This window comes from Teichococcus globiformis, from assembly GCF_042646265.1.
Taxonomy (GTDB): Bacteria; Pseudomonadota; Alphaproteobacteria; order Acetobacterales; family Acetobacteraceae; genus Pseudoroseomonas; species Pseudoroseomonas globiformis.
The window spans coordinates 524,675-549,970 of sequence record NZ_JBHRTN010000018.1; the positions used below are offsets into that span (position 1 = coordinate 524,675).

General features: G+C 67.4%; 25 protein-coding genes. 9 read left to right on the top strand and 16 right to left on the bottom strand.

Going from position 1 to position 25,296, the window contains the following annotated elements:
* Positions 1-3 precede the first annotated feature (3 nt).
* The 4 genes from bcsQ to ACFOD4_RS16725 all read right to left on the bottom strand — a co-directional run bounded on the left by bcsQ (position 4) and on the right by ACFOD4_RS16725 (position 3,740).
* Positions 4-879, bottom strand: a complete 876-nt coding sequence (bcsQ, locus tag ACFOD4_RS16710; RefSeq protein ID WP_379598225.1) for a cellulose biosynthesis protein BcsQ — start codon at positions 877-879, stop codon at positions 4-6.
* A 12-nt stretch (positions 880-891) separates the two neighbouring features.
* Complete coding sequence (locus ACFOD4_RS16715) at positions 892-1,254, bottom strand: hypothetical protein (protein WP_379598227.1); 363 nt, start codon at positions 1,252-1,254, stop codon at positions 892-894.
* Positions 1,255-1,848: 594 nt separating this feature from the next.
* Positions 1,849-2,895 (bottom strand): glycosyl hydrolase family 8, encoded by a 1,047-nt coding sequence (locus tag ACFOD4_RS16720; RefSeq protein WP_379598229.1) that lies wholly within the window; start codon positions 2,893-2,895, stop codon positions 1,849-1,851.
* A gap of 80 nt (positions 2,896-2,975) precedes the next feature.
* Positions 2,976-3,740, bottom strand: a complete 765-nt coding sequence (locus ACFOD4_RS16725; RefSeq protein ID WP_379598231.1) for an alpha/beta fold hydrolase — start codon at positions 3,738-3,740, stop codon at positions 2,976-2,978.
* 108 nt (positions 3,741-3,848) lie between these two features.
* On the opposite strand from ACFOD4_RS16725, the gene ACFOD4_RS16730 reads away from it, so the two are divergent.
* From ACFOD4_RS16730 to ACFOD4_RS16745, 4 genes are all read left to right on the top strand, one after another.
* Positions 3,849-5,636, top strand: coding sequence for a DEAD/DEAH box helicase (locus tag ACFOD4_RS16730; RefSeq protein WP_379598233.1), 1,788 nt, complete (start codon positions 3,849-3,851; stop codon positions 5,634-5,636).
* Between the two features lie 143 nt (positions 5,637-5,779).
* The gene (locus ACFOD4_RS16735) at positions 5,780-6,970 is read left to right on the top strand and encodes an acyl-CoA dehydrogenase (protein WP_379598235.1); all 1,191 of its coding nucleotides are present in this window, start codon (positions 5,780-5,782) and stop codon (positions 6,968-6,970) included.
* A gap of 87 nt (positions 6,971-7,057) precedes the next feature.
* Positions 7,058-8,299 (top strand): class I SAM-dependent RNA methyltransferase, encoded by a 1,242-nt coding sequence (locus ACFOD4_RS16740; RefSeq protein WP_379598237.1) that lies wholly within the window; start codon positions 7,058-7,060, stop codon positions 8,297-8,299.
* 85 nt (positions 8,300-8,384) lie between these two features.
* On the top strand, positions 8,385-9,371 hold the full coding sequence (locus tag ACFOD4_RS16745; protein WP_379598239.1) for an MBL fold metallo-hydrolase: 987 nt from the start codon (positions 8,385-8,387) through the stop codon (positions 9,369-9,371).
* Between the two features lie 69 nt (positions 9,372-9,440).
* Here ACFOD4_RS16745 and ACFOD4_RS16750 read toward each other — a convergent pair whose 3' ends face one another.
* The 8 genes from ACFOD4_RS16750 to ACFOD4_RS16785 all read right to left on the bottom strand — a co-directional run bounded on the left by ACFOD4_RS16750 (position 9,441) and on the right by ACFOD4_RS16785 (position 16,016).
* Complete coding sequence (locus tag ACFOD4_RS16750; RefSeq protein WP_379598241.1) at positions 9,441-9,809, bottom strand: HesB/IscA family protein; 369 nt, start codon at positions 9,807-9,809, stop codon at positions 9,441-9,443.
* A gap of 24 nt (positions 9,810-9,833) precedes the next feature.
* Positions 9,834-10,175: an SUF system Fe-S cluster assembly protein gene (locus tag ACFOD4_RS16755; protein WP_379598885.1), complete on the bottom strand. Its 342-nt coding sequence runs from the start codon at positions 10,173-10,175 to the stop codon at positions 9,834-9,836.
* Between the two features lie 34 nt (positions 10,176-10,209).
* Positions 10,210-10,677, bottom strand: a complete 468-nt coding sequence (sufU, locus tag ACFOD4_RS16760; protein WP_379598243.1) for a Fe-S cluster assembly sulfur transfer protein SufU — start codon at positions 10,675-10,677, stop codon at positions 10,210-10,212.
* Positions 10,677-11,915, bottom strand: coding sequence for an aminotransferase class V-fold PLP-dependent enzyme (locus tag ACFOD4_RS16765; RefSeq protein ID WP_379598245.1), 1,239 nt, complete (start codon positions 11,913-11,915; stop codon positions 10,677-10,679). Before ACFOD4_RS16765 ends, sufU begins: the two co-directional genes overlap by 1 nt.
* Complete coding sequence (gene sufD / locus ACFOD4_RS16770) at positions 11,915-13,213, bottom strand: Fe-S cluster assembly protein SufD (protein ID WP_379598247.1); 1,299 nt, start codon at positions 13,211-13,213, stop codon at positions 11,915-11,917. Before sufD ends, ACFOD4_RS16765 begins: the two co-directional genes overlap by 1 nt.
* A complete protein-coding gene (gene sufC / locus ACFOD4_RS16775; protein WP_379598249.1) occupies positions 13,210-13,953 on the bottom strand; it encodes a Fe-S cluster assembly ATPase SufC in 744 nt (247 codons plus the stop codon). Before sufC ends, sufD begins: the two co-directional genes overlap by 4 nt.
* A gap of 94 nt (positions 13,954-14,047) precedes the next feature.
* Entirely contained in the window at positions 14,048-15,544 is a 1,497-nt protein-coding gene (gene sufB / locus ACFOD4_RS16780; protein ID WP_379598251.1) for a Fe-S cluster assembly protein SufB, read from the bottom strand.
* Between the two features lie 10 nt (positions 15,545-15,554).
* Positions 15,555-16,016, bottom strand: coding sequence for an SUF system Fe-S cluster assembly regulator (locus ACFOD4_RS16785; RefSeq protein ID WP_379598253.1), 462 nt, complete (start codon positions 16,014-16,016; stop codon positions 15,555-15,557).
* A gap of 149 nt (positions 16,017-16,165) precedes the next feature.
* On the opposite strand from ACFOD4_RS16785, the gene ACFOD4_RS16790 reads away from it, so the two are divergent.
* Entirely contained in the window at positions 16,166-16,825 is a 660-nt protein-coding gene (locus ACFOD4_RS16790) for an NUDIX domain-containing protein (RefSeq protein ID WP_379598255.1), read from the top strand.
* 81 nt (positions 16,826-16,906) lie between these two features.
* Here the strand turns inward: ACFOD4_RS16790 and ACFOD4_RS16795 are convergent, their stop codons facing one another.
* Positions 16,907-17,389 carry a peroxiredoxin gene (locus ACFOD4_RS16795; protein WP_379598257.1) on the bottom strand — a complete coding sequence of 161 codons (483 nt, stop codon included), beginning with the start codon at positions 17,387-17,389 and terminating at the stop codon, positions 16,907-16,909.
* 105 nt (positions 17,390-17,494) lie between these two features.
* Between ACFOD4_RS16795 and ACFOD4_RS16800 the strand changes: the two genes are divergently transcribed.
* The 4 genes from ACFOD4_RS16800 to ACFOD4_RS16815 all read left to right on the top strand — a co-directional run bounded on the left by ACFOD4_RS16800 (position 17,495) and on the right by ACFOD4_RS16815 (position 21,759).
* Positions 17,495-18,136 (top strand): YqgE/AlgH family protein, encoded by a 642-nt coding sequence (locus tag ACFOD4_RS16800; protein ID WP_379598259.1) that lies wholly within the window; start codon positions 17,495-17,497, stop codon positions 18,134-18,136.
* Positions 18,137-18,267: 131 nt separating this feature from the next.
* Positions 18,268-19,800 carry a UxaA family hydrolase gene (locus ACFOD4_RS16805; RefSeq protein WP_379598261.1) on the top strand — a complete coding sequence of 511 codons (1,533 nt, stop codon included), beginning with the start codon at positions 18,268-18,270 and terminating at the stop codon, positions 19,798-19,800.
* A gap of 62 nt (positions 19,801-19,862) precedes the next feature.
* Positions 19,863-20,870 (top strand): aldo/keto reductase, encoded by a 1,008-nt coding sequence (locus ACFOD4_RS16810; RefSeq protein ID WP_379598263.1) that lies wholly within the window; start codon positions 19,863-19,865, stop codon positions 20,868-20,870.
* Positions 20,871-20,958: 88 nt separating this feature from the next.
* Positions 20,959-21,759, top strand: coding sequence for an OBAP family protein (locus tag ACFOD4_RS16815; protein ID WP_379598265.1), 801 nt, complete (start codon positions 20,959-20,961; stop codon positions 21,757-21,759).
* Between the two features lie 69 nt (positions 21,760-21,828).
* Here ACFOD4_RS16815 and ACFOD4_RS16820 read toward each other — a convergent pair whose 3' ends face one another.
* The 3 genes from ACFOD4_RS16820 to ACFOD4_RS16830 form a co-directional block, all read right to left on the bottom strand.
* Positions 21,829-22,674 carry a fumarylacetoacetate hydrolase family protein gene (locus tag ACFOD4_RS16820; protein ID WP_379598267.1) on the bottom strand — a complete coding sequence of 282 codons (846 nt, stop codon included), beginning with the start codon at positions 22,672-22,674 and terminating at the stop codon, positions 21,829-21,831.
* Positions 22,675-22,753: 79 nt separating this feature from the next.
* A complete protein-coding gene (locus ACFOD4_RS16825; protein WP_379598269.1) occupies positions 22,754-23,503 on the bottom strand; it encodes an SDR family oxidoreductase in 750 nt (249 codons plus the stop codon).
* Between the two features lie 10 nt (positions 23,504-23,513).
* Positions 23,514-25,295, bottom strand: coding sequence for an IlvD/Edd family dehydratase (locus ACFOD4_RS16830; RefSeq protein WP_379598271.1), 1,782 nt, complete (start codon positions 25,293-25,295; stop codon positions 23,514-23,516).
* Position 25,296: the final 1 nt, after the last annotated feature.

The window sequence follows — 25,296 nt, forward strand, 5'->3', positions numbered from 1 at the left end:
GTCTCACCAGGCCCGGCGGAGCGGGTAGGCCGCCGCCGGGAGGGGGGGCGTGGCAGGAGGATGAAAGGCGTGCGCCACCGGCGCAGGAACCGGCTGTGGCGCCGGGAACGAGGGCGAAGCCGGCACCAGCGCATCCAAACCCGCCGCGATCTGCCGCAGATCCTGCGCGGCGGCGCCGGCCGGGCTGAGATCCAGCAGCGGTCGCTGATGCGCCAGCGCCTCGCCCAGCGCCTCGTCCCGCGACACGGCGCCCAGCAGCTTCGGTCCCAGATGCCGCGCCACCGCCTCTGCCGAGGCCCGCGACAGGGGCGATCCGAAATCAACGCTGTTCAGCACGTAGTGCAGCCGGCTGGCCGAGAGTGCGCCAAGCGTGCCGCCACCCAGGAAGCGCCCGCTTTCCACCTCGCCAAGCATGGCCGCGCTGATTGCCTCGCTCTGCAGGACGGTGACGATGACGGAGGCGAGCGGCGCTGCGACCTGCAGCACCTGGGAGGGACCGGGAGGCAGGTCGGCCAGCACCAGCAGGCCGGGATCGGCCAGCATCTCGCGCAGCGGGGTGGCGAGGAGGGCGGGGTCACGATCCAGGGCGATGGCCAGGTCCAGCGCGGCGCGCAGTTCCATGGCGCCATGCGGCAACAACAGCACGCCGCTCGCCGTACGCCGCAGGTGCTGGCGCCAATCGGGCCGGTGCTGGCGCTCGGCCATGAAGCCGGATCCGTCCTGGATCGGCACGCCGAAATGCAGCCGCAAGGCGTTCTGCGGGTCCAGGTCGACCAACAGCACGTCGCGTCCTTGCCGGCGGAGTTGCTCCGCCAGGTTGGCAGTCAGGGTGGTCTTGCCCACGCCGCCCTTGGGTGATGCGAGGATGATCAGTGGCATGGCCCGGCTTCCTCAGTCTCGACCGTTCAGGCGAAGGGCGCGCAGCAGATCGGCACCCGGTGCGGGGCGCGCTGCAGGCGGCGGTGGCGGGGCGCCGATGTCGCGCAGCACATCGGCCAGCGGTGCATCGCGGTCTGCAAAGGCGGCCAGCATAGGCGCTGCTTCCGGCGCCCTGACGGAGGCCGGCAGATCATCCAGCTGCGCCAGCAGGCTGCGACTCGGCGGCGGCGCATGGGCTCCGGCCCCAAGACGCGCCAGCAGCGCCTCGGCCGCCCCGGTTGCTGCGCCCGGGGGCCGGGACGCCACCGGCTGCGACAGGCTCCAGGCCGGCTGCGGCACAACCGGTGGCGCAAGCTCCGGCCGCCTCTCCGTCATTGAAGCCATAGCCCCGGACAGGGGCTGGGGTACCGGCGCGGCGGTGAAGGCGCTTGCCAGAGTTCCAGCCAGTTGGGTGGAGGGCGGGGACGACGCGGCGCTCCCAGGTTGCACGCCCTGAAACGGAGCGGCAGGCCGGGATGATGATGCGATGGCGTGAGCCGCAGGCCAGTGCGGCCATTCCAGCGGCTGCGCCGCATCCGTGGCGGTTCCGGGAAGGAGCGGAGTCTGGCCCGGCGAAGGAGGCGATGATGACGGCGGCGACATCACTGGACCAGGGGCGGGCAAGGAAGGGACATGTGCCGGAGTCGACCGGCTCTCGGCTGGCAACAGAGCTTCGGCCGGTGCCGGAGCCTCGGTTTCCGATCCAAGATCCTGCCCGGCATCGAGCAATCGACCGCTGCCCCTGACCGGCTTGTTGCCGAAGCTGTGGTAGCGGACGCCCTGCATCTGCAGCGCGGCAGCTACTCGATCGACGTCATGATGCTGGACCATCCGTTCCGTTGTCCCGACCTGCTCATCCAAGATGCCGTAGCTCAAACAAGCGTGAAACCAAAAGATTTAGTTAATGGCAAAAGCATTCAATCTATTTTTCTACTTCAGCGAGAAAGCCGCGCAGCTCGTCAATAGTTTTAGGACTGATGAATAGTAGTCATCCGTCCCACCTGATGAGACAACGCCGCGGCCGCTGATCCATCCGGCTAGCTTCTGCACCCCTTCGGATGCCGGATAAGGTGCCAGCTGGTTGGTGCGCAGATCCGTCCAGGCCGGCACAGGCCGTGCTCTTTGCCAGAAACCCGAGGCGGCCCTCACCACCGGCTCGCCGTCCAGCCCGGCCCAGGCGAGGTAAAGCGGCACGCGTACGGCGTCGTAGGAGAAACGGGCAGGCCACCCTTCGGCGAGCGAGAGAGATCCGTCCTGCCGCCGCAGCGACAGCCAGTCTGGTGGCAGGCCCCATGCCCCGAATCGGGCCTGCCGCAACAACTCCACGCCGTCATCCGCCAGCTCGCCCCAAACGGGATCGGGAACCGCTCGTGCCAGCACAGGCAGAGCAGGAAATGCGTAGTAGGACGGGTTCAGCGTCACCGAGGCCGTTTCCTCGAAGCCACGCGCACCCGGCAGCAGCACCACCTTGCCCGCGACACGGCGGAGCAAGAGTCGCAGCACATCAGCGGCGATCGCCACGCCGGCCTCGGCGTAAGGCGGATGCCGCCAGCGCTCGGCGGCCAGCAACAGGGCGGCCGCGGCGAACAGGTCGCCGTCGCTGGCATTGTTCGAGTCGGGAACCGGGTTGCCGCTGCCGGGCACGTAGCGCCAGGCCAGCAGTCGGTCAGAAGGACGAGCCAGCACCAGGCTGGTCCAGCTCCAGATCAGGTCAAAGGCATTCCGGTCGCCACAGCGCTCGGCGGCGAACATGGCCCAGCCCTGCCCTTCGGAATGCGAGACACCTTGATTGCCGGTATCAACCACTCGTCCGTCCGGGCGCAGAAAGCTGCGTCGAAAGGTCCGCCAGTCTTCCAGCATTCCGGGTGACGGCTCGGCGCCTGGCCGCGGCACCGCATGGGCCCAAGGCCCGGCCAGAAAGGCCGGCGCGGAAGCCAGAGCGGCCAGCAGCACGCGTCGGGAGGAATGCGGAGGCATGACGCCATCATAGGTTGGCGAATCTTACCGAACCGTTGACGTCTTTAAGGATCCCTTAACCATTGACGCGAGAACCGGGGTCAGACCGACTCCCGCGTCAGCCATTCGCGCATCAATCCGGCGCAGATCTCTGGCTGCTCCATCGTTGGCAAATGGCCGGCAAGGCGGATCCGTGCCAGGGTGGCCTGAGGGAGCGCCGCCGCCATCTCCTCGGCCAGGTCTGGAGGGGTCAGAATGTCCGCCTCCCCCACCGCCACCAGTGCCGGCTGCCGGATACCCGGCAGGATCGGCCGCGAATCGGGTCGCTGCAGGATGGCAAGCTGCTGCCGCAGGAAAGCCTCATGCCCGACCCGGTCGGCCATGGCGCGCACCTCGTCGCTCAAGGGCCCGTCCACCGCATCAGGGTGCAGCAGGCTGGGCAACAGGCGTGGCGTGACACCCTTGAACTGCCCGCGTCGGCTCAGCGCCATCAGCCCGCGACGTCGGCGCGCGGTGTCCTCGTTGTCGGGGCGGGCCGAGGTGTCGAAAAGCGCCAGGTGGGTCACCCGCTCCGGGGCCTGGCGCATCACCTCCAGCGCCACATAGCCGCCCATGGACAGGCCGGCGAGGGCGAAGCGATCCGGCGCTTCCTGCAGCGCGCGGCGCGCCATCGCGTGCACGGTGTCGTCCAGTGTCAGGTCGGCGATGTGCGGTGCGACGGTTCCGTCCAACAACGCCAGGGTGTCGCGCCAGAGGCGGGCATCGCAAAGCAGCCCCGGCAGCAGCAGCAGATTCTGTATGGCAGGCATGACCTGCAGCGTTACGCGCAGCGATTGCCCGCGGCAAGCCGTCGAAAACCTTGCCAATCCGGCGCTTCCGGCGCATATCCCCCGCACGGACGCCGGCTTTGAGGGCGCGTGGATTTCGCGTGCCCGGCCGGCACACATCTCGCCGCAGGCCGGCGCAGGAACCGATTGCCCTTGAGCGACCCCTTTGAAGCGACCGCCACCACAGCGGCCGAAACCGATCTTTCCATTACCGCGGGCAATCCGGACGCCACGCCGGAGCAGGGCGCCGCGTTGCCGGACGCTGTGCCCGAACCGGCCGAGGAACCCGCACCGCGCGCCGTGTTCGCCGATCTGGGGCTGTCCGAGGCTCTGCTGCGCGGTGTCGCCGACACCGGCTACATCCACCCGACCCCGATCCAGGAGCAGGCCATTCCGGTCGTCCTGATGGGGCGGGACGTGCTGGGCTGCGCCCAGACCGGTACGGGCAAGACGGCCTCCTTTGTGTTGCCGATGATGGACATCCTGGCCGGCTCCCGCGCCAAGGCCCGGATGCCGCGCTCGCTGATCCTGGAACCGACGCGGGAACTCGCGCTGCAGGTGGCCGAGAACTTCGTGAAGTATGGCCAGCACATGAAGCTGAACCATGCCCTGCTGATCGGCGGCGAAAGCATGAATGACCAGCGCGACGCCCTGGACAAGGGCGTCGACGTGCTGATCGCGACGCCGGGCCGGCTGCTGGACCTGTTCGAGCGCGGCCGCGTCATGCTGGCCGATTGCAAGGTGCTGGTGATCGACGAGGCTGACCGCATGCTGGACATGGGTTTCATCCCCGATGTCGAGCGCATCGTTTCCATGCTGCCGCCACTGCGCCAGACGCTGTTCTTCTCCGCCACCATGGCGCCGGAGATCCGCAAGCTGGCCGATGCCTTCCTGCAGAACCCGAAACAGATCACCGTTTCCGCGCCCGCCTCCGTGGCGACCACCATCACCGCCGGCGTCACCTTTGTGCAACCCGCGGATAAGCGCCGCGCGCTGCGCAAGCTGATCCGGTCGCAGGAGGTGCAGAACGCGCTGATCTTCTGCAACCGCAAGCGTGACGTGGACATCCTCCATAAGAGCTTGACCAAGCACGGCTTCGCCGCCGGTGCGCTGCATGGCGACCTGCCGCAATCGGTCCGCTTCGCGACTCTGGAGAAGTTCAAGGCTGGCGAGCTGCAGTTGCTGGTCTGCTCGGACGTGGCGGCACGCGGCATCGACATCGGTGGGCTCAGCCACGTCTTCAACTTCGACGTGCCCTTCCGGGACGAGGACTATGTCCACCGCATCGGCCGCACCGGCCGGGCCGGGCGCGAAGGCAATGCCTTCACCCTGGCCACGGCGGACGACGTGAAGCTGGTAGGGGCCATCGAGGCGCTGACTGGAAAGCCCATTCCGCGCATCGAAATCCCTGGCATCGACCCTGTCTCGGCCGAGGAGCTTGAGGAAGCGGCCGCCGCGCCAAAGGGTGGCCGTGGCCGCGGCCGCAGCAGCGCCAAGGACAAGCCGAAAGGCCGCCGCGAGGAACGCGAGGTCGAGCGCCGCGGCAATCGCCGCCAGCGAGACGAGGCACCGCGTCCCACGGAGAGCCGGGGCGAAGCGGAGAGTGTTGTCGACGAGGCGCCGCTGGCCGCGCCGCGGGATGATCGCCATCATGAATCCCGCCGGCCGGATGACCGGCGCCGCCCGCCCCGCCGGGAGGAGAGCCGCCGTGATGAGGGCCGCCGCGAGGAGAGCCGCCGTGACGACACCCGCCGCCGGGATCGCCGCGATGGCGGGCGGGATGATCTGGGCCCTGCCGTGCTCGGCTTCGGGGACTCGGTTCCGGCCTTCATGCTGATCCCGATCCCCCGTCCCCGGCGCGACCCTGCCGAGCCGATAGCGGAAGCGGCACCGGCACCCGGCCGGCCGGACGATGAGGGCGACGACAACAGCTGAGCAGCGCAACCGCAACCGGCGCCCCTTGGAGGGGCGTGGGACGCGGCACCGGCACTGGCAGCGGCCTGCGGAGTGGTTGCCGCGCGCCCTTGCCCGCGCCAATCTCCCGGCCGGATCAGAAGCCTTCGAGAAGGGAACGCCCGATGAACGTCATGAGCCAGACTGCCCGCCCCAGCTTCGTCTGGGATGACGCGCTGCTGCTGGAGGACCAGCTTTCCGAAGAAGAGCGGATGATCCGCGACGCGGCCCGCGATTACTGCCAGGAGAAGCTGTTCCCGCGCGTGCTGGAAGCCAACCGGCACGAGGTCTTCCACCGCGAGATCATGAACGAGTTCGGCGAGATGGGCTTCCTGGGCGCCACGCTCGACAGCCATGGCTGCGCCGGCGTCAACTACGTCTCCTATGGGCTGATCGCTCGTGAGGTGGAGCGGGTGGACAGCGGCTACCGCTCAGCCTTTTCCGTGCAGTCCTCCCTGGCGATGTTCCCGATCTGGGCCTATGGCACGGATGCGTTGAAGGACCGCGTGCTTCCCGGCATGCAGAAGGGCGAGCTGGTCGGCTGCTTCGGCCTGACCGAGCCGGATGCGGGCTCCGACCCGGGCTCCATGCGCACCCGCGCCAAGAAGGTCGATGGCGGCTACCTGCTGTCCGGTTCCAAGACCTGGATCACCAACTCCCCCATCGCCGACATCTTCGTGGTCTGGGCCAAGGACGAGGCCGGCGATGTGCGGGGCTTCGTGCTGGAAAAGGGCGCCAAAGGCCTCACCGCGCCGAAGATCGAAGGCAAGTTCTCCCTCCGCGCCTCCACCACCGGCATGATCATGATGGAGGAGGTGTTCTGCCCGGAGGAGAACAAGCTCGACGTGAAGGGGCTGAAGGGTCCGTTCTCCTGCCTCAACCGCGCCCGCTACGGCATCGCGTGGGGTGCGCTGGGCGCCGCCGAGTTCTGCTGGCACGCTGCCCGCAGCTACACCATGGAGCGGAAGATGTTCGGCCGCCCGCTGGCCGCGACGCAGTTGATCCAGAAGAAGCTGGCCGACATGCAGACCGAGATCACGCTGGGATTGCATTCCGTGCTGCGCCTTGGCCGGCTGTTCGACGAGCACCGCGTGGCGCCGGAGATGATCTCGCTCTGCAAGCGCAACAGTTGCGGCAAGGCGCTCGACATCGCCCGGGTGTCGCGTGACATGCATGGCGGCAACGGCATCGCCGACGAGTATCATGTGATCCGCCATGTCATGAACCTCGAGGCGGTGAACACCTATGAGGGCACGCATGACGTTCACGCGCTGATCCTGGGCCGTGCCCAGACGGGCCTGAACGCCTTCGGGTAAAGCGGTGGGATATCCGGGAACCTGGGGTTCCTGGCAGAGGTGCAAGGGGGCAATGCCCCCTTGTTCTCGTTCTAGGGGGATGGTCCGGTGCAAGTGGTGATCGACGCCCTGGGCGCGTCCGGCGATGGCGTGGTGACCTGTGAGCGTCGCTTCGTGCCTGGCGCCCTGCCTGGCGAAACGGTGGAGGTTTCGGAGAAGGATCAGCTTCGGGCGGTCCTTGCCCCCTCCCCCGATCGTGTCGAGCCGCCCTGTCCGCATTTCGGACACTGCGGCGGTTGCGCCATGCAACATCTAGCGCTGGAATCTTATGCCGCCTGGAAGCGTGCGCGGCTGGCAGAGGCGCTGTTCCGCGCCGGCTTTCACGATGTGGCGGTCGAGGCACCGCGGGTCACCCCGCCCCAGACCCGCCGCCGGGCCGATCTGGCGCTGCGGCGGCAGGCGGATGGCAGCGTGGTGCTGGGCTTCCACGGCAGGGCCAGCGGCGCGGTGGAGGATTTGACCACCTGCCTGGTGCTGGACCCTGCGCTGGTGGCATTGTTCGAGCCGTTGCGGATGATGCTGCGCAGCCTGCAGGCCTTTCGTCGGGAAGGCTCGGCGGTGCTGAACCTACTCAACAGCGGCCCTGACTTGCTGTTGCGGCTGGACGGGGTGCCTCATGCGCAGGATCGTGCCGCGCTTGCCGCCTTTGCTGCCGCGCATGGCTTGCCGCGCATCGCGGGGGCGCCGCTCAAGGGCATGGCCACCGAGACCCTGGCGCAGCTCGGCCCGGTCGCGATCCGCTTCGCGGGTGTCGATGTTTCGCCCCCGCCCGGAGCTTTTCTGCAGGCCACTCCGCAAGGGGAGGCAGCCATCGTGGACGCCGTGCTGGACGGCTTGCCGCGCAAGCTGACCGCCAAGTCCCGGATCGCCGAGTTGCATGCGGGATTGGGCACACTGTCCTTCCCTCTGGCGCAGCGCGCCCGCGTCAGCGCCTATGAGAGCGCATCGGAGGCTGTGACGGCGCTGGACGTGGCGGCGCGCAGGGTCGGCGGCCGAATCGCCGCCATCCGACGAGACCTGGCGCGGCAGCCGCTCTCGGCCAAGGAGCTGGAGGCGTTCGCGGCACTGGTGCTGGACCCGCCCTTCGGCGGCGCCGCCGACCAGATGCCGGCACTGGCCCGCAGCAACCTGCAGCGGATCATCTACGTGTCCTGCAATCCCGCGGCGCTGACCCGCGACGGGAAGCTGTTGCAGGCCGCCGGGTGGCGCGTGGCGAAGGCTACGCCGATCGACCAGTTCCTGTGGTCGGCACAGCTTGAGGCCGTGGTGGTCTTCGAGAAGCCGCGCTGAGGCTTGACCCGAGGCCTGGCGGCCCCAAGCTGTCTCCCCAGCACCGCCATCGGGGCCGTGCGCGCGACAGCCGGAGAAACCCGCCATGCCGATCGAACGTCGCAGCCTGTTGCCCGCCGCGGGGGCAGCTACCCTGGCCTTCGGCATTCTGCGCCATGGCGTCGGAACGGCCGAGGCCGCTCAGCCCTCGAACACACCGGCGCAGGCGCCCGGCTTCTACCGCTTCCGCCTGGGCAGCAAGATCGTCACCATGCTGAACGATGGTGGCGGCGCGCGCCCCAATCCCAGCCAGGGCTTCGTGCGCAATGCCGAGGGTCCGGCCGTGGAAGCCGCGCTGCGTGCCGCCTTTCTGCCGGTCGATTCCATGCCGATCCCCTACACCATTCCTTCGATCGAGGATGCGCAGGGCATCACCCTGTTCGACGCGGGCACCGGCGGCCAGCTGGGACCGACGGCCGGTCGGATGGCCGCGAACATGCAGGCGGCAGGCATGGACCCAGCCCGGGTGGTGCGCGTCGTGATGACCCATTTCCATGGCGACCATATCACCGGCCTGACCGATGCCGACGGCAAGCCGCTCTACCCCAATGCCGAGCTGGTCGTGCCCAAGGCGGAATGGGATTTCTGGATGGACGACACCCAGATGAGCCGCGCGGCGGAAGCCATGAAGCCAGCCTTCGCCAATGTGCGGAAGCGGGTCGGGCCTTACCGGGAACGGCTGCGGCAGATCGACGGCGCCGCGCAGCTGGCGACCGGCATCCAGGCCGTGCCGAGCTACGGGCACACGCCAGGTCATACCTCCTACCTGCTGAGCGATGGCGATGACCGCCTGATGGTGCTGGGCGACGTCACCAACCGGCCAGAGCTGAACCTCGCCAATCCGGGCTGGCACCTGGTCTTCGACATGGACCCGACGCAGGCCGAGGCATCGCGGCGCGAAATCCTGGACCGCGCCGCTTCCGAGCGCATCGCCTGCGTGGGTTACCACTGGCCCTTCCCGGCACGCGGGCATGTGGTGAAGGAAGGCGATGGCTACCGCCTGGTGCCCTCAAGCTGGTCGGCAACGATCTGAAAAAAAGCCCGGAGGGCTGCCACCCTCCGGGCCTTATGTCTGCGGAGTAGGGACTGAACCGGGTCCGGCTCAGACGTGGAAGCTCTCGCCGCAGCCACAGCGGCCCTTCTCGTTCGGGTTCACGAAGGTGAAGCCGGAGGTCATGGCCCTGACCTCGTAATCCATGGTGGTACCGATCAGGAACAGCGTCGCCTTGCGGTCCACCAGGATGGTCAGGCCCTTATCCTTGATCACCTCGTCGGTGGGAGCCGGCGCATCGGCCCAGTTGAGGTCGTAGGCCATGCCGGAGCAGCCCTTAGACTTCACGGCAATGCGGAGCAGCTTGCCCTGCTGCCCGCCTTCATACAGCGCGCGCAAGCGCTCCGCCGCCGTGTCGGAGAGCGACATCAGCGGCGGCAGGGCACGGGCAGGCTTGGGCGTCGTTGTGGTGGTGCTCATCTCGATCCCTGACATGGCCTTGGATCAGTACATGTTCAACGCCAGCCGGGCATCGTCGCTCATGCGCGACGGGTCCCAGGGCGGGTCCCAGACGATCTCCACCGTCACATCGGTGACGCCGGGAACCAGACGGACCATTTCCTCGACCTGGGAGGGCAGCTCCTGTGCCGAGGGGCAGGACGGGGTGGTAAGCGTCATCTCCACCTTCACCGTGCCATCCTCGCCGATCTCGATCGCGTAGATCAGGCCCAGCTCGTAGATGTTGACCGGGATCTCGGGGTCGAAGACCTGCTGGATGGCGGCAATCACCGCATCCTCGGACACGCGCGGCGTGGTCTCACCTTCGGGTGTCCAGGCCGCATGCACGTTCTTCGGCTTCTCGTCCTGGGCGGATTGCTCGTCACTCACTGCTCGCCTCCTGGCCCTTGTTCTCGAGCGCGGTGTTGAGGGTGTGCCAGGCCAGCGTGGCGCATTTCACGCGGCTCGGGAACTCGGACACGCCGCCCAGCACCTGCAGCCGCTCCATCTCCTCCTCCAGCGCCGCGCCGCAATCGGGGCAGGCGCCGGTGGTGGCAAGGCTGCGGAACTTGTCCGACAATTCGCGGGCTTCTTCCTGCGTCTTGCCGCGCACCGTCTCGGTCATCAGGCTGGCGGAGGCCATGGAGATGGCACACCCCTTGCCCTGGAACGCGACGTCGGCGAGCCGCCCATCCGGCGCAAGCTTGACCCACAGTTCCATGCGATCCCCGCACATGGGATTGTCGCCCCGACCCTGGCGGTCGGCCTCTTCCAGCCGGCGGAAATTGCGCGGCTTGCGACCGTGGTCGAGGATGACCTCCTGATAAAGATCCCGCAGATCGTCGAACATCAGCCGAAGAACTCCCGCGCCTTGCCCAGCGCCTCCGCGAGATAGTCAATCTCGCCCTCGGTGGTGTACAGGCCGAAGGACGCGCGGCAGGTGCTCTCGATCTCAAATCGGGTGTGCAGCGGCTCGGCGCAATGGCGGCCGGACCGCACCGCGATGCCAACGCGGTCCAGCAATGTCGCCAGGTCATGGGCATGCGCATTGGGCAGCGACACGGCGAAGACGCCGCCGCGGTCCTGGGCGTTGCCCAGGATGCGGAGCCCTTCCACGGCCGAGAGCTTCCGCGCGGCGTGATCGACCAGATGACGCTCATGCGCCTCGATCGCCGCCATGCCGATGCCCTGCACGTAGTCCACGGCGGCATGCAGCCCCACCGCCTCGACGATGGGCGGCGTACCGGCCTCGAACTTGGCCGGTACGGGCGCCGTCCGGTAACCCTCCAGCGTCACTTCCTCGATCATGTCGCCCCCGCCCATGAAGGGAGGCATCTGTTCCAGCAGTTCCATCCGCGCCCATAGCACGCCGATGCCGGTCGGGCCGTAGAGCTTGTGGCCGGTGAAGACATAGAAGTCGCAATCCAGCGCCTGCACATCGACGCGGCGATGCACGGCGGCCTGGGAGCCGTCCAGCAGCAGCCTGGCGCCATGGGCATGCACGAGGCGCGCGATCTGCGCCGCCGGCGTCACCGTGCCCAGCACATTGCTCATGTGGGTGATGGCGGCCAGCCGCACCTTGCCGTCGGCCAGCTTGACTTCCAGGTCGGCGAGGTCGAGTTCGCCATCATCGGTGACGCGGCACACGCGCAGCTCGATACCATGGGCGTCGCGGAGCATCAGCCAGGGCACGAAGTTGGCGTGGTGCTCCATCTCGGACACCACCACCGCATCGCCCGGGCGCAGCACGCCGCGGCCATAGGAATGGGCAACGAGGTTGATGGCGGCGGTGGAGGAATTGGTGAACACCACCTCCCGCTCCGTCGCCGCGTTGAGGAAGCCCGCCACAGCGCGGCGCGCATCCTCGTAGGCCTCGGTTGCCGCCTCCGACAGGTGATAGGCGCCGCGATGGACGTTGGCATAGGCCGTCTCCATCATGCGGGTCATGGCCCCGATCACCTGGCGCGGCTTCTGCGCCGAGGCGCCGCTGTCGAGGAACACCAGATCCTTGCCGCGATGCTTCTGCGACAGGATCGGGAAATCCTGGCGGATGCGCGCAACGTCGAAGACCGGCGATCCTCCGTCCATCACGCGGCCATCCTTTCCCACCAGCCCGCCACCGCCTCGGCCAGCGCGGCGCGCGCCGCCTCGTCGGCAACGCTTTCCACCGCTTCCTGCAAAAAGGCCTCGATCAGCATGGAGCGGGCCGTCGCCTCGGGAATGCCACGCGAGCGCAGATAGAAAAGCTGGTTCTCGTCCAGGGCACCGATGGTGGCGCCATGGCTGCACTTCACATCGTCGGCGTAGATCTCGAGTTGCGGCTTGGCATCCATCTCGGCCTGCTCGGAGAGCAGCAGCGCCTGGTTCATCTGGTAGCCGTCGGTGCGCTGCGCGATCTGGTGGACGTGGATCTTGCCCTGGAACACGCCGCGCGAGCGGCCGGCCAGCACCGTCTTCACCGTCTGTCGGCTCGGGCAATCCGGCGCCGCGTGGTCGAGAAAGGTGGTGCAGTCGGCATGCTGTCCATCGCCCACCAGCTGCGCGCCGTTCAGATGCGCCGCCGAGAAAGCTCCGGCCAGCTTCACATGCGCCTCGGCCCGGGCGAGCTTCGCCCCGGCATGCAGCAGGAAGCTGTCATAGGTGCCTTTCTCCGCCACTTCGGCGAAGACGGTCGAGAGGTGGATGCCGGCACGGCCTTCCTGCTGGATGCGGGCATGGGTCACGTGCGCGTCGGCGGCCACCTGGAACTCCAGCACGGGGCTGTGCAAGTAGCGGCTCTCCCCCTGACCGATCGCGCGCTCGATCAGCACCAGCTTCGAGCCGGGCGCGAGCCGCACCAGATGGCGCGGATGCAGTGCCACGGGACGGTCGGCACGAACCACGGAGAGGAGTTCCACCACGCCCCCATCCTCGCCCTCGGCCAAGTCGATCAGCGCGCCATCCTCGAACAGCGCGGTATTCAGAGCGACCAGCGGCAGATCGTCGATCCGGGCCACGGAACCCAGCAGCCCTTCCACTTCGCGCAGATGCAGGGCCAGGCTCTTCACCGGGGCATCGGGATCCGACAACTCGGCGCTGAAGCGGCCATCCACGAAGACGACGCGGCGCGGAGCGGCGGCGCGAGGCAGTTCAATCGTGCTGTCCACCGGCGTCAGCGGCTCGCCAAAGCCGGACTGGGTCAGCGGGCCGAGATCGGTGTACTTCCAGGCCTCCACCCGCCGGGTGGGGAAACCCTGGGCGCGGAATGCCTCGGCCGCCCGATCACGCAGCGACGCGAGCCATGGCAAATCCCGCCCAGGCAAGCGGCCGCGCAGCCCTTCGAAGCGCTGCAGGAAGCCGGCGGCGCCGGCTTCGGTCAGGGCGTTGTGCTCGGCCAGGACGGTCATGCCGCCTCCACGGAGGCATAGCCCTGGGCCTCCAGCTGATGCGCCAGTTCCGGCCCACCGGACTGGACGATGCGGCCATTCATCAGCACATGCACCCGATCCGGCACGATGTAGTCCAGCAGGCGCTGGTAGTGGGTGATCACGAGGGCCGAGAAATCCGGCCCCCGCATCGCGTTGACGCCATCGGCCACGATCTTCAGCGCATCGATGTCCAGGCCGGAATCGGTCTCGTCCAGGATGGCGATGGCGGGCTTCAGCAGCGCCATCTGCAGCACCTCGTTGCGCTTCTTCTCGCCGCCCGAGAAGCCGACATTGACGCCGCGCTTCAGCATGTCCTCGGGCATGGACAGCTCCTTCATGCGGGCACGGGCCAGCTTCAGGAACTGCATGGCGTCCAGCTCATCCTCGCCGCGGGAGCGGCGGATCGAGTTCAGCGCCGTGCGCATGAAGTTGGCGTTGCCGACGCCGGGCAGCTCGACCGGATACTGGAAGGCCAGGAACAGGCCGGCGGCGGCACGCTCCTCCGGCTCCATCTCCAGCAGATCCTGGCCGTTGAAGCTGGCCGCACCGCCGGTGATCTCGTAGCCCTCACGTCCGGAAAGCACATAGGACAGGGTCGACTTGCCCGAGCCGTTCGGACCCATGATGGCGTGGATCTCGCCCTTGGGCACTTCCAGGTCGATCCCCTTCAGGATCGCCTTGCCCTCGATCTCGGCGGTCAGCCCTTCGATCTTCAGCATTCTTCCAGTTCCGTCCTCTCGGGCGGCGCCAACCGGCTGCCGCCCCTTCTCATCGATGCAGCATGTCGGGCGCGGGGACGCCCGGATATGATGGTCAGCCGACCGAGCCTTCGAGGCTGATCTGCAGCAGCTTCTGGGCTTCCACGGCGAATTCCATGGGCAGCTCCTTCAGAACCTCGCGGCAGAAGCCGTTGACGATCAGCCCGACCGCGTCCTCTTCGGACAAGCCGCGCTGACGGCAGTAGAAGAGCTGATCCTCGGCGATGCGGCTGGTGGTCGCCTCATGCTCGACCTTGGCGCTGATGCAGCGGTTCTCGATGTACGGCACGGTATGCGCGCCGCACTGGTCGCCGATCAGCAGGGAGTCGCACTGGGTGAAGTTCCGCGCGCCCGACGCCTTGGGCATGATCTTCACCAGGCCGCGATAGGTGTTCTGGCCCTTGCCGGCGCTGATGCCCTTGGACACGATGGTCGAGCGCGTGTTGCGCCCGAGATGGATCATCTTGGTGCCCGTGTCGGCCTGCTGCCGGTTGTTGGTGATGGCCACCGAGTAGAACTCGCCCACGCTGTCGTCGCCCTGCAGGATGCAGGACGGATACTTCCAGGTGATCGAGGAACCGGTCTCCACCTGCGTCCAGGAGATCTTGGAGCGCTTGCCGCGGCAGGCACCGCGCTTGGTGACGAAGTTGTAGATGCCGCCGACGCCATTCTCGTCGCCCGGGTACCAGTTCTGCACCGTGGAATACTTGATGGAGGCGTCGTCCATCGCGACCAGCTCCACCACCGCGGCGTGCAGCTGGTTCTCGTCGCGCATCGGCGCGGTGCAGCCTTCGAGGTAGGACACCGTCGAGCCTTCCTCGGCGATGATCAGCGTCCGCTCGAACTGTCCGGTGCTCTTGGCGTTGATGCGGAAATAGGTGGACAGCTCCATCGGGCAGCGCACGCCCTTCGGGATGTACACGAAGGAGCCATCCGTGAAGACGGCGCTGTTCAGCGCGGCGAAGAAATTGTCGCCCTGCGGCACCACGGAGCCCAGATACTGGCGCACCAGCTCCGGGTGCTCGCGCACCGCCTCGGAAATCGAGCAGAAGATGATGCCTTCCTTGCCCAGCCGCTCCTTGTAGGATGTGGCCACCGAGACACTGTCGAACACAGCGTCCACGGCAATCGGCATCCGGCCCTCGGCCGGGCTCTCGCCCGCGCCCTCGACGCCGGCCAGGATGGCCTGCTCCTTCAGCGGAATGCCGAGCTTCTCATAAGTGCGCAGCAGCTCCGGATCGACCTCGTCGAGCGACTTCGGCCCGTCCTTCTTCACCGGCGCGGCGTAGTAATAGGCGTCCTGGTAATCGATCGGCGGATAGCTCACGGCGGGCCAGCGCGGCTCCTCCATGGTCTTCCACATGGCGAACGCCTTCAGCCGCCATTCGAGGAGCCATGCCGGCTCGTCCTTCTTGGCGCTGATGAAGCGGACGATGTCCTCGTTCAGCCCTTTGGGGGCGAACTCCATGTCGATCTCGGTCTCGAAGCCATACTTGTACGTGCCCTGGGTGACGGAGGCGACGGTGTCGATGGTTTCGGTAACGGCAGGCATGCTGTGTCCCCTACTCGGCAGGCAGGTGGGCCGGCAGGGCCGGCGGGGTCGGATGACGGCGGGCGGGCGCGGGGGGCGCCGCCAGTTCGTCGAGCGTGATCTCGGACAGGGCGGCGAGCACCGCCTGGTTGACCCGGTCCCAGCGGCCGCGCACCGGGCAGAGCGCCTCGGCATCGCATTGCCCCTGGCCACCATCGACGCAGGCGGTCAGCGCCACCGGGCCATCAATGGCCGTGATGACATCCGGAATGGTCATCTCGCGCAACGGACGGGCCAGCCAGTAGCCACCCCCGGAACCGCGCCGACCCTCGACAAGCCCGGCATGCGCCAAGGATTTCAATACCTTGGCTACCGTGGGCTCGGCAATTCCCGTGGCAGCGGCAATGGCCGGCGCGGTTTGCGAGCCAGAACGCTCGGCCAGCCGCGCCAGCACCACCACCGCGTAGTCGGTCAGTTTCGAAAGCCGCAGCACGCGGGCGATTTCCCCTCAAACCGGACCTGTGTTGTCCGCTTCGGGCAGATGCTCTCGCGACTGCCCGATGTCAACCACATGCCGCCGTGAATCGGCGGCGCCGGCCGAGGGACTGGCCAGGGCAGAGCCGTGGTGGCAGGCTGCCTGCCATGCCGCGCTTCATCCATCCCCGCCATGCCGCCAGCCTGATCCTCTGGCGGCGCGCCCGATCCGGCCGCACCGAGGTCCTGATGGGGCTGCGATCGGCTGGCCATCGCTTCATGCCGAACCGGCTGGTTTTCCCTGGCGGGCGGGTGGATTTCGCGGATCGCGCCGCCCCGGCCGCCACCGAGTTGCGGGCAGACACCCGTGCGGCCCTTTTGCGTGCGGCGCCACCTCGGCTGGCGCGCGCTCTGGCGGTAGCCGCCGCACGGGAACTCGAGGAAGAGACCGGACTGACGCTGGGCGGCGCCCTGCCCCGCCTGGACTGCCTGGATTACCTGTGCCGCGCCATCACCCCCCCGATCCGGCCGATCCGGTTCAACGCCCGGTTCCTGATGGCACCGGCCGAGATGGCGGAAGGCAAGCTGGCCGGTTCGGGTGAGCTCGAAGGGCTGGAGTGGCGCGAAACGGAGGCGACGCGTGCGCTTCCACTGGCACCCATCACCGGGCGGGTGCTGGCGCTGTTTGAGGAATGGCTGGCTGCCCCGGAAGGCCAGCGCCAGGGCCGCCCGCTGATCTGCTTCCGGGGGCAGGACCGGCCGGAGCCGGAGCGCGGTGCCGCCGCCTCATCGGAAACAATGGTGGTGTCGGATCAGGGCCAGGCCTGATCGCCTTCACGGACCCGCGGAGCAAGGCCGCGCATCGGACGGAGTGGAGCGCGGAGAGCGCGCCCCCTCTCCCGGGCGCCTTTACAGGGCCGCGAGAACCGCGCTGCCGCTGGACACCTCGAATGCGCCGGGCTGCTCGACACCCACATGCGTCACCTTGCCATCCTTAGCCACCAGGGCGAAGCGCTGGCAGCGCACGCCCAGGCCCCGGGCGGTCAGGTCCAGTTCGAGGCCCAGGGCGCGGGTAAAAGCGGCGGCGCCATCGGCGATCATCAGCACCTCATCCGCCACGCCCTGGTCGCGGGCCCAGGCCTGCATCACGAAGGCGTCGTTCACCGACATGCAGGCAATGGTGTCCACGCCCTTGGCCTTGAGCGCGGCGGCATTCTCCAGAAAACTGGGCATGTGCTTGGCCGAGCAGGTGGGGGTGAAGGCGCCCGGAACACCGAAAAGCACCACCGTCTTTCCGCCGAACAGCGCGTCGGTGGTCAGCTCGCGCGGCCCCTCGGCCGTGGCCTGGGTCAGGGTGGCGGCAGGAAGGCTGTCGCCGGTCTGGATGGGCATGGCAGGTGTCCTCAACGGGATGGGCCCCCGGCATTTCACGCAGGCGCCACGGCTGTCAACCGTATGGCTTGCAGGACCCTGCCGGCGCCGCCATGTTGGAAGGTGATGGCAAGACGCGCGCGCGACAACGAACTTCCGGACAGCTTCCGCATCGCCGCCCGTGCGGCGGGCGGCAGGATCGACGAGTTCGGCCCCGGCTATTTGGGCGGGCAGCTGCTGGTTGCCATGCCATCCATGCAGGACCCTCGTTTCACCCAGTCGGTGATCTGCCTTTGCGCCCATTCCGCCGATGGCGCCATGGGCATCATGCTGAACAAGCCGCTCGACAACCTGTCCTTTGAGGACCTGCTGCGGCAGCTCGAGGTGGAGCCGGTTCCCCCGCAGCGCCAGATCCGCCTGCTGGCCGGCGGGCCGGTCGAGGGCGGCCGCGGCTTCGTGCTGCACACTACCGACTGGTCCAGCGAAGGCAGCCTGCAGGTCACCGGCGATCTGGCGCTGACCGCCAGTGTCGACATCCTGAAGGCGATTGCCGGCGGCGGCGGGCCACGCCAGGGGCTGCTTGCCCTGGGCTATGCGGGTTGGGGGCCTGGACAGCTGGAAAACGAGATCCAGCGCAATGCCTGGCTGAACGTGCCGACCGATGAGGGGCTGCTGTTCGGCGGCCCGCCGGACGGGATGTGGCGGCAGGCGCTGGCCAAGCTGCATATCGACCCGCTGCTGCTGTCGGGAACGGCCGGTCACGCCTGAGCGGGACTTGCATCCGGCCTCGACCGGAGCAAACTGCGAACCAAGTTTCGGACCATATGATACGAAGATCATGGCCGCAGCCGGAGCCCCTGCCTTCGGAGCCAGCGGCCCGGTTGGGAGAATGAACGGACATGGATGCCATCAGCGATGCCCCTTTCATCCGCCTGCACCCGGATGACTCGGTGCTGATCGCGCGCCGCGCCGCAGATGCCGGCACGGCAGTTGCGCCAGGCATCGCGACGTCAGCCCGGATTCCGCCAGGCCACAAGGTGGCGGTGCGCGCACATGCGCCCGGCGAAGCTGTCCGCCGCTACGGCCAGATCATCGGCTTCGCCACCCGCCCTATCGCGCCCGGCGAGTGGGTGCATGTCGAGAATTGCGGCATGGGCGATTTCGAGAAGGACTATGCCTGGGGGGTCGATGCCAGGCCGACGCTTTATGTGCCGGAGCCGGCCACCTTCCAGGGCATCGTGCGGCCGGATGGAAGGGTGGCCACCCGCAACTACATCGGCATCGTGACCAGCGTGAACTGCTCGGCCCATGTCGCCTCGATGATCGCGGATGCCTTCAAGCGCAACCCGTTCACTGGCAACGACCCGCTGGCCGAGTTCCCCAACGTCGATGGCGTCGTCGCGCTGACCCACAAAACCGGCTGCGGCATGGGTGACAACGAAGGCCTGCGCATCCTGCGCCGGACGCTCGCCGGCTACGCCCGGCACGTCAATTTCAGCCACGTCATCGCCATCGGACTGGGCTGTGAGGTCAACCAGATTTCCGGCCTGCTGGAGGAACAAAACCTCGCCGGCCGGCTGCGCAACATGGACATCCAGTCCATGGGCGGCACGCGCAAAACTGTCGAGGCCGGGATCGAGTTCGTGAAGGGCGTTCTGGAAGAGGCGAACAAGGTCCATCGACAGACCGTTCCGGCGAGCCACCTGACCATTGCCCTGCAATGCGGCGGCTCGGACGGTTATTCGGGAATCACCGCCAATCCGGCGCTCGGACATGCGTCGGACCTTCTGGTGCGGCACGGCGGCACGGTTATCCTGTCCGAAACGCCTGAGACCTACGGCGCCGAGCATCTGCTGACCCGCCGCGCCACCAGCCAGGCAGTGGGCGAGAAGCTGGTATCGCTGATGCGCTGGTGGGAGGATTACGCCGCGCAAGGCCAGGCGGAGCTGAACAGCAATCCTTCTCCTGGAAACAAGGCGGGCGGTCTGACCACCATTCTGGAGAAGTCGCTGGGTGCCATGGCCAAGGCAGGCACCACCAATCTCACCGCCGTCTACAACTATGCCGAGGCGGTGACGGAAAAGGGCTTCGTTTTCATGGACACGCCGGGCTACGACCCGGTGGCCGCCACCGGCCAGGTGGCCGGCGGAGCCAACATGGTGTGCTTCACCACCGGCCGCGGCAGCGTGTTCGGCTGCAAGCCGGCACCATCGATCAAGCTGGCCACCAACTCCGCCATGTACGAGCGCATGGAGGAGGACATGGACGTCAACTGCGGCACGATCCTTTCTGGGCGCGAAAGTGTGCAGGAATGCGGTGAACGCATCTTCCAGCTTATCCTGCGTGTGGCGTCCGGCGAACATACGAAGAGCGAGAGCTTTGACTTCGGTTCAGCGGAGTTTGCGCCCTGGCCGATTGGCGCCACCATGTGAGGACCGGCCGCCGCCCGGCGAGGAGAAAAACGGGCGGCGCATCCTCGCAGGGAGCGCCCAGAATGGAATACCGCAAGCTCGGCCTCAGTGGCCTGAAGGTTTCGCCGCTCTGCCTCGGCACCATGATGTTCGGCGACGCCACCGACGAGCCGACCTCGGCCCGCATCATCGACCATGCCCGCAATGAAGGCTTCAACTTCATCGACACCGCCAATGTCTATAATGGCGGCCGCTCGGAAGAGGTGACGGGACGCGCCATCCGCGCCCATCGCGACCATTGGGTGCTGGCCACCAAGCTTGCCAACCCCACCGGCCCGGGTCCGAACGACCGGGGCCTGTCGCGCCGGCACTGCATGCTGGCCGTCGAGGCCAGCCTCCGGCGCCTTGGTACCGACTGGATCGACATCCTCTACCTCCACAAGGAAGACCATGCGACGCCGCTGGCCGAGACGGTGCGCGCGATGGCCGACCTCGTGCGTTCTGGCAAGATCCGCTCTTTCGGGGTTTCCAATCATCGCGGCTGGCGCATCGCCGAGATCTGCCGGCTCTGCGACGAAATGGGCATCGATCGCCCCGTTGTCAGCCAGCCTTACTACAACGCCCTGAACCGCATGCCAGAGGTGGAGCACCTGCCAGCCTGCGACTACTTCGGCCTGGGCGTCGTGCCTTACAGCCCGCTGGCGCGTGGCGTGCTGACAGGAAAATACGCCCCGGGCGCAGCACCGGAAGCGGACAGCCGGGCCGGACGGGCCGATAAGCGCATGATGGAAACGGAGTGGCGCCCGGAAAGCCTGGATATCGCCCAGACCCTGCGCCGCCATGCCGAGGAACGCGGCATCACCGCGGGCCAGTTCGCGGTGGCCTGGGTACTGAACAACCGCCTGATCACCGCCCCCATTGCCGGACCGCGTACGGAGGCGCAGTGGGAAGATTACGCCGGCGCGTTGAACTACCACTTCACCGCCGAGGACGAGGCGCTGGTGGACGGACTGGTGCCTTCCGGCCATCCCTCCACGCCGGGCTACAACGATCCGGCCTATCCCTTGGAGGGGCGCCGGCCGCGAAGCTGAAGGTGCGGCGCGGCATCTTCCCGAACAGGCCGCGCAACAACCGGCTGATGCAGCCGTTCAGGGGCGGAGCACGCTGGAGAACTCCGCCATGAACCGGTTGCGCAATTTTCTGCTGAACCGCCGCGCCCTGGGCGCCAAGCTTGTCGCGACCGCTGCGCCGATCATCGCGGCCTGTGCCTGTGGCCGCGCCCATGCGCAGCCGGTGCAGCAGCATGGCGGCAGCCCCGCCACGGGAGGCGAGCATTCGACCCGCAGCCGCGTTCTGGGCGCCGGCGCTGCCGCGCTGCAGACCAAGGCACCGTTGAACGCCATGAACATGTACCTGAACGGCTTCCACTTCTACGCGGACGACATGGGCCGGCCAGTGGAGGCGCATCATTTCTGCACCCACCTGACCGAGGACCTCCATCAATGCGTCATCTTTGATGGCAACAGCGAGGATTCCCGGCTGATCGGCATTGAGTACATCGTCTCGGAGAAGGTGTTCCGCAGCCTGCCGGACGACGAAAAGAAGCTCTGGCACAGCCATCACTACGAGACGACATCCGGCGAGCTTGTCATGCCAGGCCTGCCCGACATCGCCGAGAACGCCGCCATGCGCGATCTGTCCACCACCTATGGCAAGACCTGGCACACCTGGCAGGTGGATCGCGGCGACACGCTGCCCCTTGGTCCGCCGCAGCTGATGATGGGCTACACCGCGGAAGGCCAGTTGCCGGCGCGCTATATCGAGGATCGTGACCGGCGTCTTGACGTGTCCAAGGCGCAGAGCCGCGAATCACGTAAGGACATCCCGGTGCCGGAAGTGGCGGAGGGGGCCAATAGCTGGCAGTCTGGACAGGTGCAGCAGCTGAAGCTGGAAACCGTGCCGCTGCGGAACCGGCGCTGAAGACGGCGGCCTCGCGCCGCCATCCGCTTCAGCCCAAAGGCGAGAGGGGCAGCGCCCCTCCCCCGATCATCACTCGGCGGCGACGGTAACCTGCTGTTGCTCGCCCAGCCCCTCGATACCGAGGCGCATGGTTTGTCCCGCTTTCAGGAACACCGGCGGCTTCTGCCCCATGCCCACACCGGGCGGGGTGCCGGTGGTGATCACGTCGCCCGGATGCAGCGTGATGAAATGCGAGACATACGAGACCAGCTTTGCCACCCCGAAGATCATGGTGCGGGTGGAGCCGTCCTGGAACCGCTTGCCATCGATGTCGCAGAACATGGAAAGGTTCTGCGGGTCCGGCACCTCGTCCTTGGTCACCAGCCAAGGCCCCAGCGGGCCGAAGGTGTCGTGCCCCTTGCCCTTGTCCCAGGTGCCGCCGCGCTCGATCTGGAATTCGCGCTCGGACACGTCGTTGCACACCGCATAGCCTGCGACGTGGTTCATCGCATCGGCCTCGGAGACGTACTTCGCCCTAGTGCCGATGATCACCGCCAGCTCGACTTCCCAGTCGGTCTTGACGCTGTTCTTGGGGATTTCGACCTGGTCGTTCGGCCCCTGCAGCGCGCCGAGCGACTTCATGAAGATGATCGGCTCCTTGGGAATGGCGGCGCCGGTTTCTGCCGCATGGTCGGCATAGTTGAGGCCGATGCAGACGAAGTTCTTCAGCCCCGTCACTGGCGAGCCGAGACGCTGATCGCCGCCCACCAGGGGCAGGCTCGTGGGGTCCAGCGCCGCCAGCTTCGCCAGGCCTTCGGGCGAGATCGCGGCGCCGGTGATGTCGGGCACGGTGCCGGACAGATCGCGGATCTGGCCGTTGGCGTCGAGCAGGCCAGGCTTTTCCTGGCCGGGGGGGCCGTAGCGCAGCAGCTTCATGCGTATCGTTCCTCTTTGGGCTAGTGCATCTGGATGGGCGATTCCCGCTTCCGGCGTTGGCGCCGTCAGCGATCGCGCATCAATTCGTCCAGCCGCCGTCGATGATGACGGCCTGTCCGGTGACGAAAGCCGATTCCGGCGCGGAGAGATAGACCACCAGCGCGGCGATCTCCTCGGCCGTGGCCAGCCGACCCATGGCCTGCCGGCCGACAAAGGCGGCGCGCGCGGCCACCTCGCCCCCGGCGGCCGCTGCATTGGCCGAGATGCGCTCGCCCAGCGAGGGCGTGTCCACCGTACCCGGGCAGACGCAGTTGCAGCGCACACCGCGCGCCACGAAATCGGCAGCCACGCTCTTGGTCATGCCAACCACGGCGGCTTTGGTGGTGCCGTACACGAAGCGATTGGCGACGCCTTTCACTGACCCGGCGGCCGAGGCCATGTTGACGATGGCGCCGCCGCCCTTCTCCAACATGCCCGGCAGCACGGCCTTGATGACCTGCCACTGCGCGCGCACGTTCAGCGCGAACGCGAAATCCCAATCCGCGTCGGTGCAGGTCAACACGTCGTTCTGATGCACGAAGCCGGCACAGTTGAACGCCACGTCGAACGGACCGTGCTTCGCGATACAGACGGCAACCGCCGCATCGTCCAGCACATCCAGCACCTCTGTTGTAATGCCCTGGGATGCGAGAGCGGAAAGCTTCTCCGCATCGCGATCCGTGGCCACCACCGTGGCGCCCTCCGCCGCATAGGCCAGCGCCGTGGCACGCCCGATGCCCTGCCCCGCGGCAGTGAGGAAGCACCGCTTCCCCGCGAGCCTTCCGCTCATGCGTATTCCCTCAGTGATTGTGGCGGCTCTCGCCGCGCGTCTCCAGGATGTTCAGGTACAGCGTCGCCGGCTCCAGGCAGCCACCGGTGCCGAGTTGCCCGACCATGGAACGGTAGATCTCCTCCCATGGCGTCTTGTGCTGCAGCTTGGGCGGCGCCCAGGCCGCGCGGCGGGCGGCCATCTCCTCTTCCGGGATCAGCACGTCCACCTTGCGGGTCTTCAGGTTGATGCGGATCGGGTCGCCGGACTTCAGCAGCGCCAGCCCGCCTCCCACCGCTGCCTCGGGGGAGACATTGAGGATGGACGGGCTTGCGGAGGTGCCGCTCTGCCGCCCGTCGCCCATGGTGGGCAGGCTGTGCAGCCCGGCTTTGATCATGGCGCCCGGCGGCTGCATGTTCACCACCTCGGCGCTGCCGGGATAGCCCACAGGACCGCAGTTACGAATAACCAGGACAGTGCGCTCGTCCACGCCCAGATCCGGGTCTTCGATCCGGTCATGGTAATCCTCAGGACCCTCGAAGACGATCACCTTGCCTTCGAAGATGTCTTCAGGGTCGGACAGGAAGCGCTTGCGGAAATCGGCGTCGATGACGCTGACCTTCATCACCGCGCTTTCGAAAATGTTGCCGGACAGCACCACGAAGCCAGCCTGCTCCTTCAGCGGCTCGGCATAGGGACGGATCACCTCGCGGTCGGCCAGCGGGGCGCGCTTCAGATCCTTCTCCAACGTCTGGCCGGTGACGGTCTTCACGCCCGTGTGCAGCTTGCCGGCATCGGCCAGTTCCTTCATCACCGACTGCACGCCGCCGCCGCGGTAGAACATCTCGCCCAGGAAGCGGCCGGCAGGCTGGCAATCCACCAGCAGCGGCACGTCCGAGCCGATCTCCTGCCAGTCCTCCGTCGTCAGCTCCACCCCCATGTGGCGCGCGATGGCCACCAGGTGTGGCGGACAGTTCGAGGAGGCGCCGATGGCGCTGGCCAGCACGATGGTGTTCTCAAACGCTTCGCGCGTCATGATGTCGGAGGGGCGGAGGTTCTCCCGTACCATGTCCACGATCCGCATGCCCGTAGCGTGCGCCATCTGCCCGCGCTCGCGATAGGCCGCGGGGATGGAGGCGCATCCGGGCAGCGACATGCCCAGCGCCTCGGCAAGCGAGTTCATCGACAACGCTGTGCCCATGGTGTTGCAATGGCCGACCGAGGTCGCGCTGCTCGCCACCATCTGCATGAAGCCGTCATAGTTGATCTCGCCGGCGGCAAGCAGCTTGCGTGCTTCCCAGACAATGGTGCCGGAGCCTGACAGGCGGCCTTTCCAGTGCCCGTCCAGCATCGGCCCGCCCGAGAGCACGATGGCCGGGATGTTCACCGTCGCCGCGCCCATCAAGCAGGCGGGCGTGGTCTTGTCGCAGCCCGTGGTCAGCACCACGCCATCCATTGGATAGCCGTGCAGGATCTCCACCAGCGACAGGTAAGCCAGGTTGCGGTCCAACGCCGCGGTGGGGCGCTTGCCGGTTTCCTGGATGGGATGGATCGGAAATTCCAGGGGGATGCCGCCGGCATCCCGGATGCCTGCCTTGACCCGCTCGGCCAGGGCCAGGTGGTGGCGGTTACAGGGGGCGATGTCGCTGCCGGTCTGGGCGATGCCGATAATCGGCTTGCCCGACTGCAGCTCACCCCGCGTGAGGCCGAAGTTCAGGAAGCGCTCGATGTACAGCGCGGTCATGCCCGGATCCTCCGGGTCGTCGAACCAACGCTGGCTGCGCAGCTTGAAGGGCTTCTTTGTCTGGTCCATC